This window comes from Candidatus Competibacter denitrificans Run_A_D11 (assembly GCF_001051235.1).
Taxonomy (GTDB): Bacteria; Pseudomonadota; Gammaproteobacteria; order Competibacterales; family Competibacteraceae; genus Competibacter_A; species Competibacter_A denitrificans.
Genome location: NZ_CBTJ020000119.1, coordinates 1 through 16,343 on the forward strand (window position 1 = coordinate 1; position 16,343 = coordinate 16,343).

The 16,343-nt window shown below is 59.6% G+C and carries 15 protein-coding genes and 1 pseudogene; 2 read left to right on the forward strand and 14 right to left on the reverse strand.

Annotation, left to right across the window (positions count from 1 at the left end; translation table 11 throughout):
• Positions 1-240 precede the first annotated feature (240 nt).
• Entirely contained in the window at positions 241-501 is a 261-nt protein-coding gene (locus tag BN873_RS21425; protein ID WP_374727180.1) for a type II toxin-antitoxin system VapC family toxin, read from the forward strand.
• Here the strand turns inward: BN873_RS21425 and BN873_RS18485 are convergent.
• The 11 genes and pseudogenes from BN873_RS18485 to BN873_RS18535 form a co-directional block, all read right to left on the reverse strand.
• Positions 463-765 (reverse strand): annotated as a pseudogene (locus BN873_RS18485) (helix-turn-helix domain-containing protein). The gene BN873_RS21425 and the pseudogene BN873_RS18485 overlap by 39 nt on opposite strands.
• Positions 766-815: 50 nt before the next feature.
• Complete coding sequence (locus BN873_RS18490) at positions 816-2,741, reverse strand: phage integrase N-terminal domain-containing protein (RefSeq protein WP_048677174.1); 1,926 nt, start codon at positions 2,739-2,741, stop codon at positions 816-818.
• Between the two features lie 288 nt (positions 2,742-3,029).
• Positions 3,030-3,497: a hypothetical protein gene (locus BN873_RS18495; protein WP_048677177.1), complete on the reverse strand. Its 468-nt coding sequence runs from the start codon at positions 3,495-3,497 to the stop codon at positions 3,030-3,032.
• A gap of 1,432 nt (positions 3,498-4,929) precedes the next feature.
• A complete protein-coding gene (locus BN873_RS18500) occupies positions 4,930-6,303 on the reverse strand; it encodes a hypothetical protein (RefSeq protein WP_048677181.1) in 1,374 nt (457 codons plus the stop codon).
• 37 nt (positions 6,304-6,340) lie between these two features.
• Positions 6,341-6,739: a hypothetical protein gene (locus BN873_RS18505; RefSeq protein WP_048677183.1), complete on the reverse strand. Its 399-nt coding sequence runs from the start codon at positions 6,737-6,739 to the stop codon at positions 6,341-6,343.
• Positions 6,740-6,751: 12 nt separating this feature from the next.
• Positions 6,752-7,609 carry an ATP-binding protein gene (locus BN873_RS18510; protein WP_048677185.1) on the reverse strand — a complete coding sequence of 286 codons (858 nt, stop codon included), beginning with the start codon at positions 7,607-7,609 and terminating at the stop codon, positions 6,752-6,754.
• Positions 7,606-8,619, reverse strand: a complete 1,014-nt coding sequence (locus BN873_RS18515) for a hypothetical protein (protein ID WP_048677189.1) — start codon at positions 8,617-8,619, stop codon at positions 7,606-7,608. The genes BN873_RS18510 and BN873_RS18515 overlap by 4 nt, the downstream gene beginning before the upstream one ends.
• A 22-nt stretch (positions 8,620-8,641) precedes the next feature.
• Positions 8,642-9,301, reverse strand: a complete 660-nt coding sequence (locus tag BN873_RS18520; RefSeq protein WP_048677191.1) for a TraI domain-containing protein — start codon at positions 9,299-9,301, stop codon at positions 8,642-8,644.
• A 108-nt stretch (positions 9,302-9,409) separates the two neighbouring features.
• On the reverse strand, positions 9,410-10,141 hold the full coding sequence (locus BN873_RS18525) for a TIGR03747 family integrating conjugative element membrane protein (RefSeq protein ID WP_048677193.1): 732 nt from the start codon (positions 10,139-10,141) through the stop codon (positions 9,410-9,412).
• A complete protein-coding gene (gene traD, locus BN873_RS18530; RefSeq protein WP_048677195.1) occupies positions 10,141-12,162 on the reverse strand; it encodes a conjugative transfer system coupling protein TraD in 2,022 nt (673 codons plus the stop codon). Before traD ends, BN873_RS18525 begins: the two co-directional genes overlap by 1 nt.
• Before the next feature lie 16 nt (positions 12,163-12,178).
• The gene (locus BN873_RS18535; protein WP_048677197.1) at positions 12,179-12,472 is read right to left on the reverse strand and encodes a hypothetical protein; all 294 of its coding nucleotides are present in this window, start codon (positions 12,470-12,472) and stop codon (positions 12,179-12,181) included.
• Positions 12,473-12,581: 109 nt separating this feature from the next.
• On the opposite strand from BN873_RS18535, the gene BN873_RS18540 reads away from it, so the two are divergent.
• The gene (locus BN873_RS18540) at positions 12,582-12,872 is read left to right on the forward strand and encodes a hypothetical protein (protein WP_048677199.1); all 291 of its coding nucleotides are present in this window, start codon (positions 12,582-12,584) and stop codon (positions 12,870-12,872) included.
• A gap of 23 nt (positions 12,873-12,895) precedes the next feature.
• On the opposite strand, the gene BN873_RS18545 is transcribed toward BN873_RS18540, so the two are convergent.
• From BN873_RS18545 to BN873_RS18555, 3 genes are read right to left on the reverse strand one after another with little or no spacing between them, the layout of a single operon-like run.
• Positions 12,896-14,599, reverse strand: coding sequence for a conjugal transfer protein TraG N-terminal domain-containing protein (locus BN873_RS18545; RefSeq protein WP_048677202.1), 1,704 nt, complete (start codon positions 14,597-14,599; stop codon positions 12,896-12,898).
• A 13-nt stretch (positions 14,600-14,612) separates the two neighbouring features.
• A complete protein-coding gene (locus BN873_RS18550) occupies positions 14,613-15,008 on the reverse strand; it encodes a hypothetical protein (protein WP_048677204.1) in 396 nt (131 codons plus the stop codon).
• Positions 15,009-15,016: 8 nt separating this feature from the next.
• A complete protein-coding gene (locus tag BN873_RS18555; protein ID WP_048677206.1) occupies positions 15,017-16,339 on the reverse strand; it encodes a hypothetical protein in 1,323 nt (440 codons plus the stop codon).
• Positions 16,340-16,343 lie beyond the last annotated feature (4 nt).

Below are 16,343 nucleotides of genomic sequence, written 5' to 3' on the forward strand. Positions count from 1 at the left end.
CCTGGTTTTAGCCGAGGTTACTGACTTTCTCGATTAGGTTTGCTTATAATTAAAACAATAGTATCGATTTTTGATCAAATTTTAATGCGATTGCCCTGTCGTCACGGCCGCTTTAGAACCCGCGACTGGGATTCCATGGGCGATCCCGCCGTGAGTGGAGTCGGAAACCCGGGGGGTCCCGCTTCGAGAAAATAACGGGCTTCGGGTTCAGCACTCCGAGCCATTTTTCAACCCATCCCTCTGGTTGGATATTCCTCCGTGGTCTATCGTCAAGCGGCGGAACTCCGCGCCCGGCATGGCCTGAAAACCCCGGATGCCTGGCAGGTAGCGATTGCTCGCCAGCCGGGCTGCTCGGCACTTTGGACACACGATGATCGTTTGCAGCAGACGGTCCGTCATGACGCGGTGACTCTCTGCGCGGGCGTTGGATGGACCCGGATTTTCGGGAGAAGCCTCGCGCCTTCAGGCCCGGAAAGAGGTGAGTCCAGCGGCTTCGAGTAGGCGCATTTCGACGTGCAAGCCCGCAGCCACGGCCCTATTGACGAGGGCCTCCCAACCGAACCGGTTGATCTTGCCGTGCATAAGATCAGAGCTGCGCGGTTGAGTGACCCCGAACCGCTTCGCTGCCTGCGCCTGGGTCAGTCCAGTACGGACCCGATACGCTTTCAAAGACCTCATCCAGCGAGACCGTCACTTCAGGTGCTCCGCTTCTTCGGGGGGGTCTTCGATGGCATCCCCTACCCTCGCGAAGGGTTCATGGCTCATTTTTCTAGCTCCTTGAGTAGATCACGATACCGGTCATTCGCTCAGTCCCGTCAGAAGGCGCGGATTCCCCTTTTCGGGGCGCGATCCAAACCGGCTCGCTGCAGCAACCAGTCCTCACGATAGAGGACGGTCGGGGTCGGAGCGTCGGGGTCTTTGAGTGCGGCCAGGGTGGGTTCACCGGGTATGCCAATACGCCCCACCGTGCGCTGAAGGTCATAAACGCGCCCCAACCAGGTGGACAGCGCGAGGGAGACGGGACAGACGTGTTCCTGCGGATCGAGCAATAGAGCCCGGGCTTCCTGTACCACCGCCCGCTGACGCTCGCCGGTCAGGGGATAGCGCAGTACCTGATTTTTCGGTGTTTCCCAGAGTACATCCAGGTAGCCGTCCTGGTAGGACACTCCGGGTTGCAGCATCGCCGCTTGCCGATGGCTCAGGCCCACCACCCGCACCAGCTCCAGGTGCAACGCCCCCCGCGCATCCTGGGCGCGGATTCGGGCGAGGCGTTCCTGAATCGCGGCTTCACTCAGTGGACGGGGTAGTGCGGCGCGATCACCGGCTTGGAGCGCACGCCAGCGATGGCTGACCTCCAGCGCCAGGGCGGGCTGGTCCAGCCAGCCGCAGAGTTGACTCAGCAGACGCACCGACAGGAGCGCGCTGTGACGCTGGAGGGTGGTGGAGGTGTGCCAGTGCCGGAGTAACACGTCGAGGTGCGAGGCGTTGAGATCGTCGGGCGCGTGCAGCGGTTGACCGGCCAGGGCCAGGGTTTTGACCATGTGGTTCAGCAGCCGCCAGCGAACCTCCAACGTCGCGGCGCTCAGCGGACCGGAACCGTTCTGGCGTTGATTCACGTTCGCCCGCACCCGCGCGGCCAGCACCTGTTGTTGCACCCGATATTCCGCGCGAAGGGACTGGGGATGTCGGCGGGCGGCCTCCTGAACCGGCGGCGTATCCGGTTTTCCGTAGTAGGCCGCGGTGATTCCCGGTCGGGCGTGTCCCAGCCGGGCCGTGACCTCGTGCTTGGCCCCGGTATCCGCGGCGCTCGGGACGGGTCCACCGCCGCGCACTGGGGAGATTTCGCCGGTCAGTTGCTCGTAGACATCGTTGGCGTATTGGTGACGCAGCCCGTGACTGACGAGGCCGTCCTTGCGGGTGACGCCGTGTTGCGTCAACACGTAATAGCAGTGCTGGAGCCAGTGCTTGAGATCATACTCCGGTGGAATCATCGAGCGTTTGGTGATCTGGACGTACTGCTCCGCTTCCGCCAGCACCGCGCGCTGGGCGTCGGTTTCAATGGGCGTCACGCGCGGTCGTCCGCCCTTGGTTCCGGCGAGCACCCGCAGGTAGGTTTCATCCACCCGATCCCGGAGCGGATTGAGCAAGGAGGCTTCCTGAAGCCGCAGCCCAAAGGCGTGTTGCAGGCGCAAGACCCGCCCCACCGGAGGATCGTCCGCGGCAATCTCCGCCATCTTTTGCACCGGATCAACGCCCGCCGCCGTCCAGGAATGATCGTACTGAGCCTCATACGTGCGCTGGAACGCCTCCGGATCGGCCAAATAGCTGGAGCCGGTCCCTAACATGCTCTGTTTGCCGATCCAGCCACACAGCAGACGCAGTTGCGAAAACCGTTTTTGCAACGTGGACGCCGACAGTTCCTGCGCTTCCCAGAGGCGCATCAAGGCTTCGATGTGCTTGGGCTTGAGGTGGCGCACCTCGGTGATCTTGTAGCCCAGTTCATGCAGTTGGCGAATCATGCGGTCATAAAATCCCGCGCGATCCGCGATCGTGGCGTGACTGACCGCCTTGCGCCCGTTGGCGCTGCGGCGCAGGTTCCGCTTGAGCACCCCGTCCAGGGACGCCAGCGCTTGGCCGCGCTTGCCCAGGCGGGGTTTCGCCTCGCCCGCGTCCACCGGGGAAGCGACCGCCGCCTTCTTCGCCGCTGTCGCCGCCCTGGAGCGCGGCGTCTCTTGCGTCATGGCCTTCTCCTTCTGAAACCCATCCAAACCCACTCAAACCCATTCAAACGAAATAGCGGGCCTCGCGTGAGGGTTATCGGTTCAGCCAGGGTCTTGCCCAGAAGACGCTCTGCCTCCCCCCTTCTTCCTGAAGGTCTGGGTCGTTCCGCACCAGGAACGAGAACACAGGATTGAAAAGACTCTTTCCTCTAAACCGCGTTTGACATCGCGGCTGAACGCCTACCGAACGATTGCAACCGTGGATTGCAGGTCTGTCGCGGCAAATCCCAAAGATCTGGCGGCGGTTCGTTAGAGGGCGTGTGCGTCAGCGATGGAATGCGAGCCGGGCGTGGGCGAGGGGCGATTCGATGCGGATTTTGAATTCGTCGCCGTCGCCGCTGAGCCCTGAAACGGAGCCGTCGGATGAAACAACCGTTGCAGGTAGTTCAGCGCTACCCCATCCGCGTCTTCAGGCGTCATCTCCGCGCAGGCATGCATGACAAAGGCCGACACCACCAACGCCGGGTCGGGTCGATAGCCGCGTCCATACTTGCGCAACCGCCGAGCGGCGATTTGCGCGGCCTCATAAGCCTCCTCCATGATCTTGATGCGACGCAGGCCATTTTCTTCCTCCTGTCGCGCCACCCGGCGCAACAGTCCTTTATGGAGCGCGTACAACTCTCCCTCTTCCAGATTCATCCTCTCGCGCAACGTGGCCATCAACGCCACGACCTCCTCCACTCCATACCCTTCTTTCACCTGGATTTCATCACTCATCGTCTCGGTCTCTCTCTATTCACCCTCACCTGGACCCTTTCACCGTTTTCATCGGACGCCCACCTTGTTGAAACAGTAGGGCCACTGCTGCGCGTCATCGGCTTACGCCCGGCGGACCCGCGCCCCTTTCCCCTCGCTATCTCTCTCCATCGCTTCTCATGATCTTCAATCGCACCGGCACACGCGGCATCGAACGCCCACCTGGATTTGGAGCGGTAGGGCCACCGCCCGGATCGGGTTGAGTAATCGCGAGACGATCCCCTCGCTATCGCGGGTACTTTGAAGGCGCCTCGCGAACGCCTCTGGCTTCAGCCAGGCCCGTTTACCCCTGGGTCGGACCACACCCCCTGATCGGTGACGTGACCAGGACCGTTTTAAAATCCGGGCGGCTTCGGGAACTTTCACCGCCAACCAAAAAGGATATTTTTTCTTTTTACCCCCCCTTTACCGAATATTTTTCTACATTTCTTTTAGGAGATCAACTGATTATTGAGTGCGTTTCATCCTCTCTCTTGAGAGGCCATTTTTTGTCCGCCCGCTTTGCATCAATATATCGTCGATCCGAGCCCTCCGATAGCCTCCCTCTTTCTATTCACGGGCGCTGAAAAGAGTCCGGAATCTTCATCCTTTAGAGCCTGCCTCCGCGTAGGCGGAGAGGAGATCCATGAGAAAGTCTGAATCGCTTCAAAATCAGTGCAACTATAATCGTTAATTATTGATATCTATAAATAACTGAACAACAACCCGCTTAAAGCGCGTGGGTTTTGCGCCGGGCGCAGAGGACTGAAAGTCCCCCCATCAAGGCGCCCGGCGCTTTAAGAATATCACGATTGCAACCCTAGCGCTCGGCCCCCCATCAAGACCCATTGAGAGAGCATCTGAGTCCACTTGAAGAGTCGTAGCGGAAAGCTGACCGGCTAAAGCCGGTGGTTTTAACCTTGGATATTGAAATCAATAGCAACCAGGGCACAAGCTGACACAAGCCTGTCATAAGGTTGACAAAGCGTTGTCATAAGGTTTGGCAAAACTCTGTCACAGCCTGTCATAAGATGGGCAAAGTGCTGGCAAAGCGCTGGCATCAGAGGGGCCAAGCGTTGTCACGACTGGTCATTAAGGTTGGCAAAGCGCTGGCAAAGCGCTGGCATCAGATGGGCAAAGCGTTGTCATGGCTTGTCACGGTCTGTCCTAACTTCCGCCTCATCGCGCGATGCCCACCTGCTTCCAAAATGAGCCGCAGCAACGCTCACAGAATCCACGCAGCAGCCATACTGCATTGCAAAAGATAGGGGGCAACTGACACGAGGGGAAGCCTTGGCCGATGCGGTGTTCGACTTCCAGACCACCGCCGATTTGACCGCGTGGCTGGCGGCGTGGCCTAGGGATAAAACGTCGAGCAATTAGTAAGGAGGCCTGAACGAGTCGCTCGCCGCATTCAACCAAAGCAATAGCGAAACGGAATAAACATGACCAAGACGCCAATATCGCTCAAGGGACACTCATAGCGCGGCCAGATGTTGTAAGCATAGCCCCCGCCTTCATCCATCGGCGTGGGCAAATCGGCAATGTTGGCCGTGCAATAGGGAGTGGGGACGGGCGATAGACTTTGCCAGTGACCCTTCGCCTCGTCGCTGGTGAACTTGGGCCGCAGCTTGACCGAAGAGTCGGCGACCAGGTGGGCCCCGCGATAGGCCAGGGTCGGGGCGACCCGGCCCGGATGGTCATTGTTGAGAAAGCCATGGCGCGGATAAAGATGGCCCCAGGTCTCCCCCAACGCGCCAATCCGATCCGTCGAGAACGGATTGAGTAAGGTGGTCGCATGGTCGAGATCGGTGATCGGAAAGCCAGAGCGCCAGAAGAGGGCATCTGGCCCGGACAGATAATAAGGATAGAAAATTCGCACGGTATTACGGCACAGCAAGCGGTCAATCTGCACGCCTCCGCCAGCGCCATAGCCCTGGTTTCCGACGTTATGAGCGATCTCACGAAGGGTCTTGGCCATCTCGATAAAGTTCAGCGCGCCTTTGATGCTATCCAGGGCCGATGTTATTTGGTTGATGACCTCGGTGAGAGGGTAGAACTGACGGATGATGCCGATAGGAAACAACGGCCCCATCGGGCATTGATTCGGATGAGTGAAACAGGGGCTGGCCCAGGACGTCCAGGAACCGATAAAACCGCCGCCACTGTCGCCACTGCCGCCACTACTCGCCCCGTCGCCGTAGCCGCCATTGCCGTCATAGCCATAACCCCCGCCAGAGGCATAGGCAGGGGTGAACGAATAGTGGCCAGTGCTATCCAGCAACATCGGCAACAAGGCGACTGGATGACCGAACAATTCGACTTCCTTGAAATTCGTGCTTTGGTGGTGGCCGTAGTTCCCGTAGCGGGTCTGGCCTCCACTGCTTTCAACCAAGGGCTGACCGCCCAGAAGCGGCGGCACCACCTGCGCCAGCCGGTCCAACAGGCTTTTCTGCAATGCCCCCACTGTCTTGGACCATTCCAGATAGGGTTCCAGCGGGAAACGATCCGAGGCCATGACATGCAGGGACGACAGGTAATGCTCGACGCGGGGAACGTAAAAGACTTCGAGGGTGAAGCCGGTGTAGCGGACGCGAATCTCGATGCCCAACAAACAGTAGCGCAAGCACGCCGGCAACGCCTGGATCGTGCGCCCGATCAGGCCCGCAGTGGTATAGGTATCGCCCACCTTGATTTCCGTTGCCGCCCGCACGGTCACGCTGGCGATCAGTAGAAGGGCCAGCGCCAGAGACCGGCTCCAGCGGCACAGAACCGTTTTTTCCAACATACGCCGTCCTTTTTTCAATACTGACAAACCGGTCGAATCACAGCGGTTCGTTTAAGAGATCCGTAATCGACTTGCGTGGCGCCGGCGGTTGCGCTTCCCCAGGATGTTTGGGCCATCCCTTTTGAGCGGGCGCACATGGCGCTGGAGGCGCCTCCAGACGGAGATCGTTCCCTGCCGCCGGGCCGGCCTCCGGCGCGAGCGATAATTCCTTGATGTATCGATATAAAGTTCGGAGCGAACCGCGCAACCCGACGACACGATGCAGTTCCTGCCGCACCTCCTCCACCGACCAGCCCGCCTCCAGTTTTTGCCGAATTTCCGGCCACAGTACCCGCACCTTTTCTTTGTTGTTTCGGGAAGCGCGTGAGGGACGCTGCGCGCTTTGGAACGCTTCCTTCTGCTCACGAGTCACGGTCTCTGGCGCATCTGGGGCCAAAGCGTGTCCTCCTCAAGGGGCCGCTAAAACGCTGACACGCGGGACGGCCTCTTCGGCGGCGATTTCTTCGGGCAAAAATCCCAAGAGGGGCCGTGCGGGAGCCATCTGCCGGTCGAAATCCTGCATCCAGGCACCGATCCGCTCCTGATCGGCGATGGGAATCCGGAGGGCCCGACCCTGTCCGGTCGCTGCCTCCGTATACTTCGCGCTATACACATCCAGTAACGCATAACTGCGGGCATCTAGCGCCGGCATCGTCACCAGAACGCCTCCCTGCTTTTGCAGCGCTTGCTTGCTCTCGCTCACCGGCAGTTGCAACCCTTCCTGATCGCAGCCGTCGAACAGCACAAAGCTATGCTCTGGCCCAAAGGCCAGGTTCTTGACGGCCACATAATCCACGTTGTGGCCAAAGTTCTCGATACTCTGCCTCACAGTACGGATCGACGCCTGGATGGGCGTCATGACGAAGACCATGGTGATGGCGTACCCCCGTTTGCGATAGGCGCTAAACAAGGCGTTCGGGACGAGTCCGCGATCCATCACCTTGCCCAATTCCCCGACGACGCCCCCCGGCAAGTCAAACAGCAGGATCGGCGGGTTTCCCGACAAGGCGTTTAACAAAATATCGCGTTCATCATCTTCGCGAATATCAAAACAGGCGCATCCCACGAGCGGGTCTTGCCGAGCCACTAGAACTCCCCTCGCATCCCGCGTCCCTTCGTGCTGATACAATTGGCCTACTCTGCCGTCAGCGTCATACGCCGCCACCTCATGGCCTTCGCAACGCAATAACTCCAGTAACGCGCGGGCGAAGGTCGTCTTGCCCGCCCCCCCTTTGTTGCTGCACACAAAGAGGACGCGCGGGGTCATCCCGACGTCCTCGCTGCCGCCAGAATCTCACCGATCCGTGGCCGCCGGGTGGGTTTCACCCCCGGATCGGTCGTGACCGCTTCAACCACCGACGCCGCATCGGAAACACAAGCGCCGGTCTCAACGCTGGCGGGCACGGTTTCAGAACCGGACTCCGGGGCGTCGGCTTCAGCCGCCCAGACCCGCCGATCGGCGACCGGCGCTTCAAAAGCCGAGGCCGACGAGTCGGGCGCGGGGGCGGCGGACGATGGGGGCGCTTCCGGGTCAGCCGCCGGGTCGGTTTCGGGAGAGGTGGCGCTCCAATGGAACGCCAGCGTTTCCATTTCCACCAGGCTTGCGGCTTCCTGGCCGGTCATGTTCTCGCTCTCCTCGGCCGGAATGGACTCGGGTTTTTCCTGGCCGGGGCTGCGTCCGGTTCGTTTCATCAGCATGTCCCGGTAGACCCCGCGCCCTTCCCGATCCTGGCCTTGCACGCGCCGGGCTAAGCCACGGGCCAGCCGTTCTATCCCCTGACAGACCCGAATGAAGCTGCGGAAGAGTTCGTTTTGGCGCTGAAGATGTTCCACTTCGATCAGCGCGCCCATCGCCCAGAGCTGGTCTAACTGGCGGATGGTTTGCTCCAGTTGACCGATCAGGCGGATATAGTCGCTCGCCTGGGGAGTCCGCACGCGCGGCAGCACTTCGACCGGTTGCGTATAGATCAGGCTCCTAGGTTCTTTCGGCGGAAGGGCGGCTTTGAAAAGCTTTTGGATCGCGCGGCGTTCATGGTCCAAAAAATTTTCCAGGCGACGCAGCTCGTGCGCTATCGCCTCGCTTACCTGAGCGATTTCGGGTTCAAAAGCGCGACTGGCGCGGCCTTGAAGGCGTGAAATAATGGTGGTGAGATACAAAGCCGCATCCACCCGATTCAGGGTGCGGTTGTACGTTTTAATCGCGATGTGCGTACCCAAGGTCAGGCCCTGTTGGAAAGCGGCCTGACTGTGGGCGGTAATCGGCGCATTCAGTGCCATAGAAAGCCTCTCCCCGCCAGGATCAATCAAGAAACAACGGTTGAATCCATTCCGGCAAATCCGGCCTGGACAGCGCCTTTTGCCAGACATCGAAGACCTCGGGTTCCCGCCACAGCCAATTTAAAGCGGCTTGGGGCATCAAGGCTCCCACCATCAGCGGGGTCCAATCGCCACGGCTCAAGGTGGCGCGTTCCAGACGATAGAACTGTGCCTCTTTTACCCAGGCCAGACCCTTGGCCGCCTTGTGGGGCGCCCAGCAACCCAGCGGCTGGTCATGAGCGGACCATAACGTGATCTTCCAGAAGTCCATTTCACGGGCTAACTGACGAAGCAGCGCGATACTAAACACGGCATACGTCCACAGGTCTTCCGCGCGGGCCACCTGCTCCGAGTCCGCGCCGGGCGGGAGAATCACGCCCCGACGACGTCGCAGCACGCGCTCAGCCCGCTGCAAACGCAGATCCAGAATGAGGCGCTGCCCGGGTTCGCCCTTCGGCAACGTTTGCACCGACTCGGCGAACGCCAGCAGCAGAGGCCAGAAAAGGACCCTGAATTGCGTCTCAGACAGGGCGGACCCTCCGTGCAGGCGCTTGACCGCTTCCTGCCGCTGATCCAACAATTCCGATGCCCTTAAGATCGGCATGCGATCGGAAATGTGGCAGGCCACTTTGGCGACACTCAACGTCCCCCCCAGGTGACCCAGACCAGCGCCACGCACGCCAGCGCCAGCAGACCCGCCAGAAGGATGGGGATGACGTTGGCTTGATTGGAATGATTCAAGGCCGCCTCCTTATAGATATTTCTTGAATTTCGATACCGACCGCTGGACGAAGTAGCCAAAGGCGATCATGGGCGGCACGAAAACCACCGTGGGATGCACCGACCAAGGCGAGGCCAGATAGAGCAGGATCGGCACCGAGATCATGGGTCGAATCATCTTTTTGAGGTGGTGGTACAGGAAACCGGACTCCAGACCCCCGCCAAAACGGCGCAAATCTCGCTGCACCAGCCCATCAATGAGTCCGATCAGGCCCGCTGCGGTAAACCCGGAAAAGCTCAGCACCACCACGGCCAGGCGCGCGCCGACCAGTTGGGTCACATACGCCGCCGCCAGCAGGTAATCGCCTAAAAAGAGCAGCCAGGCCCGCATCAGATCAAAGCCTTTTAACCAGGACGGCTGATCGGAGACGATCCAGCGCATCAGCCCTTCCAACCCGCTCCAGTGATACAGCAACCGCGCGCCCCTGTAGGCGTAGTCCACGACCCGCACCGCCGCTTCAGGAGCGGTAAAATCCTCGCGCAACCAAGCCAGTTCGGTTTTCAAAAGCTGTTCGCTGTGCTGCGCGCCCGGCGTATCCCACAGGCCCAACGCCATGCCCACCCATTCCAACAGGATCGAAATCAGCCAGCCCACCAGCGTTACGGTCACGAAGGCCATGGCATGATCCATCAGGCCCGCAAGGCTCCAAGGTCGCCGAAACACCGGTTCCGCCGGCGCGCCCGTCCGATACGATGCGCGCATCAGGAAACCTCGATAGCGCCCGCATTGCCTGAACGCAAGGCGGCATGGTTAATGGAATCTTCAGGTCGCAGTTCCACGCCCGCCACTGGGCGATAGCGCCGTTCCATGTCGCGAGCAATGACGTTGAGATCGTTGGGCATCCGACAGGGCGCGTCGGCGATCTGAGGAAATTGCACCTTGAAAAGCTGGCCGCCGGACATCAACACGAAAGCGTGGCCGCGCAGCAATTGCATCAGATGACCGGGTTCCAACAGCCAGGCTTTCTGACTGGAAACGCGATCTTGGGTGTTGCTGGTGAAATGCACGGGCGAGTCCGGATCGGAGGAGTCGGTGGCTCCCGAAACCAGCATCAGCATGTTCACTTCGACCTGGCTGAGCCGCTGGGTCAGCAACTCCGCCGTTTCCAGGTCAGCCACCCGCAACATGACGATGGTATTACTGACATTGCCGACCACCTGTCCGGCGCGATCCCGACTGCCCAGCCCGGCGGCGATGTCGGCCAGGGTCTGGGTGTAGACGGAAAAACGCAGTCCGGCGCCACGGCCTTTGTTGAGCGCCTGCACGATTTCCGGGCCGCGCACCAGTTCGGAAAACTCGTCCAGATGCAGACAGGTTTCAGGAACCGCTTCCGCCACGGCCAGGTTTTCGCCCAGGCCGTGTTTGTACAGCTCCCCCGCGTAAGCCACCAAATCCGCAATCATGCCCTGACCGACCGCGGCGGCGACTTCGGAATCGGTCAGCGCATCAAAGCCGCAGTACACGACGGCGCGCTGCCGGATCACGCTGGACCACTCCAGAATCGGACGAGGATCCTCCAGATCGGCATAGTTCGGATTGATCAGTTCGCCCGCCCGACCCGATAACAGTTTCTCCAGGAGTGGCTGCACCGCCACCGAAATCTTGTCGAAAAAGGTCTTGTCGTACTCAAAAGCCCGGCGCAGACCATCGGCCACCGGGTCGTAAAGATCATGCGCCTTATAGAACTGAACCAGTTGCAGCGCGCGGGGATCGCGATTTTTGAGGTGTCCCGGTAGCGCCGTGCGTTTGTCGGAGCCGTTCTGATCGATCAGAAACCGCCAGCCTTCCGGGCCACAGCGATCCAGCCATGCCTCAAAATAACGCACCAGCAACGGTTCGATATTGTTCATATGCTGAAGCGTCTTGCGGTAATCGGGCTTCTCGCCCAACGTCACCACCGCGCGGGCAATGATGTGCGTGAACAGCCAAGCAAACTGGCGAAACGCCTCGGCATTGCCCTGGGAGGGCAACTGATTGGCAATGCGGGTGGCGACTTCGGTGATCCGGGTAAACCGGCCAATCGGATTATACCGGGCGGAGTGATCGGGATAGCCCAAATGGAAAAAGTAGAAGGGACGTTTTGAATGCGTCGCTTCCGCGTACAGGCAGCGGAACAGATCGGGATCGCCTTTGGGGTCCATGCAAATCACCGGTCTGCCCCAGCGGATGTCCTGGATCAGGGCGAGTTCCGCCGCGCGCGTTTTCCCCACCCCGGTGGTGCCGACATAAAACATGTGGCCCTGCCGTTCGGCATGGGGCAGGACAATGCGCTGCTGGCCTTCCAGCAACCCGACGCCATGCAGGGCGGGCAGACCGCTGAACGGTTCTTTGGCCTCTGCCGCCGCCTGCGTCCATCGCGACCCTTTGAGAAAACGCTGGTTGCCGGCGCGGGTCGCATCCCACAGGCGTTGCGTGTGCAGCGCCGTCCAGCGAAAGCCGCGCCCCAGCACCAGACCTTCCGGATCAGGATCAAGCTCTTTTGAAGGCATCCAATACGGCGGATTGTAGCTCAGCCCCCAGTGATAGCGCACCACGCGCAACCCCTGCCAAAACCGCACCAGCGCCAATGCCGTTAAAATCGCTGCCAGACCGTAGGCGACCTTGGAGGTCATCAACATCCGGTCGTGGCCCAACAGCACGATGCCACTCATGCTGAGGGCCGCGACCGTGGTGGACCATTCCACCGGCGGGCGCAGCAGCGCTTCAATGGGATAATTCGCCATCAGGTTCTCCGCTCAACTAACGCCGTCGTCCATGGGCTGGCCCGGTTTTTGAACCCAACCCCAGCCGCTTCCAAAGAGTGTTAAATCCTTTCAACGCCTGCGTCCGCTGGTGCAACCCATCCTCGTTGTGCCAGTAGCACCGGTCGGCCTCGACCTCGCGATGGCGCTGTTCTTCTTCGCGCTGGCGGGCTTCCTGCCGCTGCCGCTCCTCTTCCTGTTGCCGCAACAAACCGTCCTCGCGTTCCCGCTGTTGTCGCTCGCGTTGCTGTTCGTACTGCTGTTCGTATTGCCGACGTTGCCAGTCGTCCATCGAGGCATCCTCAAAAAACGAAGGAACAGGGCGCGACGGCACGACGAGCGGGATTGACCGATAGAAATAAATCTGTTAACCCCGCAGCCGTTTTAATCAGGAGAATAAAATGATTCAGAATTTCTTGCGCGTGGGCGCGACGATCTACAAGTGGGCTGCGCTGGCCTGGGTGGTGGCCTGCGCGCTGTGGGTGCTGGCGCACTACGGTATTAGCGGCTTGTTCAGCGTGGCGATCTTCGGCGTGTTTGTGTTCCTCGTGTTTTCGCGCGAAGGCGGGCGGAAAGATCGGAACACTGAGTTTGAACCTTGGCGCTTCGGCACACCGTCGGAACACGAAAAAATGCACGATCCGGCCTACAGGGATATTTATCCCCAGAATATTTGCAGCGACAAAAAATAAGGTCTCGGCCATCGTTAAAGCCCTCACTTTGAACCCTTCCTCCAAGAGCGGATGCCAGCACTCCTCACACTGCCGCCGACAATCCCACCTTGCTCATTGGCGAGGTTATGCATACTTCCTGTCACAGCCGAACCAACCCGACTTGGCCCCCCTGCCTCCGCAATCAAATAGAGCATGATCATCGGGAGAATCAGGTAGAACACGGCGGTGGTGAACGCCAGCAGGATGCGCTCGATGGTGGAGTGATCCGACATCAGTTCTGCGGGGATATGGGTGATGCTGAAGGACGGCGCGTTGGGGTAGAGGGTGAGGAACAGCAGATCATCGATGTAATCGGCAAACTGCCAGAGCGAGGGGAGGATGCTGAGCGCGAAAATCAGCATCATTCCTTTAATCAGCGTCATGCCGCGCAACTCGCCGATGACCAGGAACAGTCCCCACAGCATGAACACGCCCATCAGCACAAACGGTTGCAGCAGGCTCGATCCGATCTTCATCAGATAAATCGTCACCAGGTAGCCCGCCGATTGCTTGGCGATGTTCTCCGCCACATCGGTGAACGCGAACAGGCCACCGGCAACGAGCGCCGAACTCCAGCTTAACTCCGGCGTTTTATCGCTGAGTTGCCGTTTGCTGGCCAGCAGCATCTGTTTGACCACGGTATCCTCGGCGTTCTCGATATCCTTGGCCACCGCAGCAACATTTCTACAGATTGCGAAGGGTGCAAATCTGACTTCTGGACAGGTATTCACGGTGAGCGCAAACACCTTCTTTTGCAGCGCATCGCCACCCGCCTTGACCAGTTGGGCGCGCAGGCCGTGGGCGGGGTCATTCCACCATTCGTCACAGGTGGGGAATCCTTGCCCGGTGGCGGCTTGATAGGCGCTGGCATCGCTGTCGCGGTTGGGGTCATACGGAAAGCCGTCCACCGATTTCTGCGAGCGCAACGGCGTAATCATGTCGCACAGCTTGCCCAAGGGCGTATTGGGATTGCCGTTGCCGACGCATTTCTGATAAAAGTTTTGCCGGTAAAATTGAGAGCCAAAATAAACCATTTGCTCTCTGCGCTCGACTTCGGTCTTGCCGTACTTTTCCAAAAGGTCTTCCATGAACTTCTGCCCTTCCGGCCCGTAAGTGCCGGTCAGGAAATCGACGGCGATCCGCTGCGCCCGCAGCCCGCACTCCGTTTCAAAACGGGCGACGCTGGATTTGAGCGCGTTCGGATCCGTGGCCGCGCTGAAATCCAGCGTATTCATCACCAAGTTCAGATGGGTCAGGTCGTGTACACACGGAATCGCTTGGTAGATCACAGCATTGAAGCCGGAAGCCAGCACCATGGCGAGATACGGCAGCAGGGGCACGCGCGCGTCCTGGACCTCCGCAAAACCGTACTCCTTCCCTTGCATCGCTTCGTATTTCTGTCCCAGGAGGGCCAGTGCTTCGCGTCCGCAGTGGTTCTGAACCGTGGTAGAGGTGATCTTGATGGGCGCGATGGGGATCAGGCCCAGCACCAGCACCAAAAAGCAGATCGTCAGCCGTAGGATCAAAGCGCGAGAACGCAGTTCGGGACTGCCGCCGCTTTCGGTATAGGCGATGGCGGCCTCGAACACGATGCGCGCCACGGGATAAAGGACCGCCCCCACCGCGACCAACAGCATGAAGATCGAGCCGTAGACCTGCCAGCCGTAAATCGTGAGATAGCCTTCCAGAATGCCGTTGACCGACATGGCCTGACCTCAATTAATTTTGCATGAGCCAATAAGGAAACTGGGCAATGACCCCATCACTGACGAGGAAGGCCCCAAAAACCCAGGGACTGCGCTGACGAGCGCGGTAGAGATGGTGCAAACGGGCCTCAGCCACACGGCGACTCTCCTCATCGTCCAACGCCCCTTGTTCCTGGACGGCTTGGGCTTGGCGGATAAACCCTTGAACCCAAAGGGGATACACTCCCCAGGCGAGCAGCGCGTAGACCCCGCAGCGGATAACCGTCGCGGGCCACCAGATCTGATCAACCCAGGTCTGGATCGTCCCCCACGGGCGCGGCGTCACCTGTTGAACCCACCACGGCCCGACCGAAGCGACGCCCACGAGCAAACCCACAATGACGATTCCCACCCACCACTTGCGGATCAAGCGGCCTCCTATTGCAAGAAAGTTGCGGTGTTGATATGGGCCATGTCGTCTTGAATGGCGAACTTGAGCTGGGTGACTTCCCGCTCAATGACTTCATACGCTTCGCTTTGGGACAGATTGGGTTCCTTGAGGCCGGTTTTCAGCGCTTGCAAGGCAAAATCAAATTTGAGCTTGAGTTGGTTTAACGCGAATTGACGCGCCTGATCATCGACGGCGATGCTGAGTGCATACGGCGGCAGTTGGCGCATCTCATCAATCGTGGCCGGTGGGATCAGCATCCCACTGTTATCAAACTCCTTGCGGCCGATCTCGTGTTTGACGTACTTCTGCAAGTGTTCGATGGCGCTATCCCGCGTCTCGACATAGGGTTTCAGATAGCCCGAACCGGGCGTAGATTGGGCCGGCCCGGTTTTGGTCAGCTTGAACGCCTGGCTGCCATAGATCGTGGTGATGAATTCCACCAGCTGGGCCGGCGACTCAAATGCTTTGGTAATCGGATGCTGGGCGTTCAGTGAGTGATTGAAAGCGCCCATATCCTCTACATCGCGATCCGTGAGCAGGTTGATGCCCGCAATCAGGACCGTTTTGGTCGCTTCAATCGGCGGTTGTCCATCGCCCCCGTACCGCTTGCCGCCGGTCAAGACCACCCCGTTGGAGGCGCTGGCGGTGCGCACCTTTTCCATCCGGTCATCAATGGTGCCGTCGCCAAAACCCATCTCCACCCGCATCCGATCCCCAATGCCCGCCATCACCAGGTTTTGATAGGGGTTCTGCCCCAGCGCAATCTCCCGCTCCATTTGCTGGCAGTCCTTGAAATTGATTTCAAACAGCTTGAACGCCTCATCCAGTTGCTTCGTCACCACGTTGTACAGCGACGGATTGATCTTGTTCAGAAGGTAGGCGGGGAGCGCGGCCACCGCGGCTTGAGCGGCCTGGACGAATTTCTGGGGTAGTTGCTTGAACTTGTCGATAGCCGAATTGATCATCGCTTCAACATTGTCGAAGGGATCAAACTTGCCGCAGGAGTAGCCAAAGCCCGCGTCGAAATTGGCGTTAATCTGAAATTTCTGGCTGTAGGTGGCTGGAGTCAGACGATCCGTCTCCGCCCCCGATCCCAGGCCAAACGCCCATCCTTCCGGACCCGTGGGGATGTCATCGGAGCGGACGCCTTGACCTTTTTTTCCTTTCAAATTATCGATCTGGTTTTGTGCGTGCGCCACCGACACCGGCGTCAGCACCGACGGCCATGCCCGGATCACGACCAGGGCGATCACCAATAACCAGGGCAGGAGCGCGGAGGACAACGCGGTGGAGTTCTGAGGTCTGATCAAGGGA

Bases quoted from the DNA above. Each gene is read 5' to 3' on its own strand.
- BN873_RS18490 (WP_048677174.1), bottom strand. From the start codon at position 2,741: ATGACGCAAGAGACGCCGCGCTCCAGGGCGGCGACAGCGGCGAAGAAG.
- BN873_RS18495 (WP_048677177.1), bottom strand. From the start codon at position 3,497: ATGAGTGATGAAATCCAGGTGAAAGAAGGGTATGGAGTGGAGGAGGTC.
- BN873_RS18500 (WP_048677181.1), bottom strand. From the start codon at position 6,303: ATGTTGGAAAAAACGGTTCTGTGCCGCTGGAGCCGGTCTCTGGCGCTG.
- BN873_RS18510 (WP_048677185.1), bottom strand. From the start codon at position 7,609: ATGACCCCGCGCGTCCTCTTTGTGTGCAGCAACAAAGGGGGGGCGGGC.
- BN873_RS18515 (WP_048677189.1), bottom strand. From the start codon at position 8,619: ATGGCACTGAATGCGCCGATTACCGCCCACAGTCAGGCCGCTTTCCAA.
- BN873_RS18525 (WP_048677193.1), bottom strand. From the start codon at position 10,141: ATGCGCGCATCGTATCGGACGGGCGCGCCGGCGGAACCGGTGTTTCGG.
- traD (WP_048677195.1), bottom strand. From the start codon at position 12,162: ATGGCGAATTATCCCATTGAAGCGCTGCTGCGCCCGCCGGTGGAATGG.
- BN873_RS18535 (WP_048677197.1), bottom strand. From the start codon at position 12,472: ATGGACGACTGGCAACGTCGGCAATACGAACAGCAGTACGAACAGCAA.
- BN873_RS18540 (WP_048677199.1), top strand. From the start codon at position 12,582: ATGATTCAGAATTTCTTGCGCGTGGGCGCGACGATCTACAAGTGGGCT.
- BN873_RS18545 (WP_048677202.1), bottom strand. From the start codon at position 14,599: ATGTCGGTCAACGGCATTCTGGAAGGCTATCTCACGATTTACGGCTGG.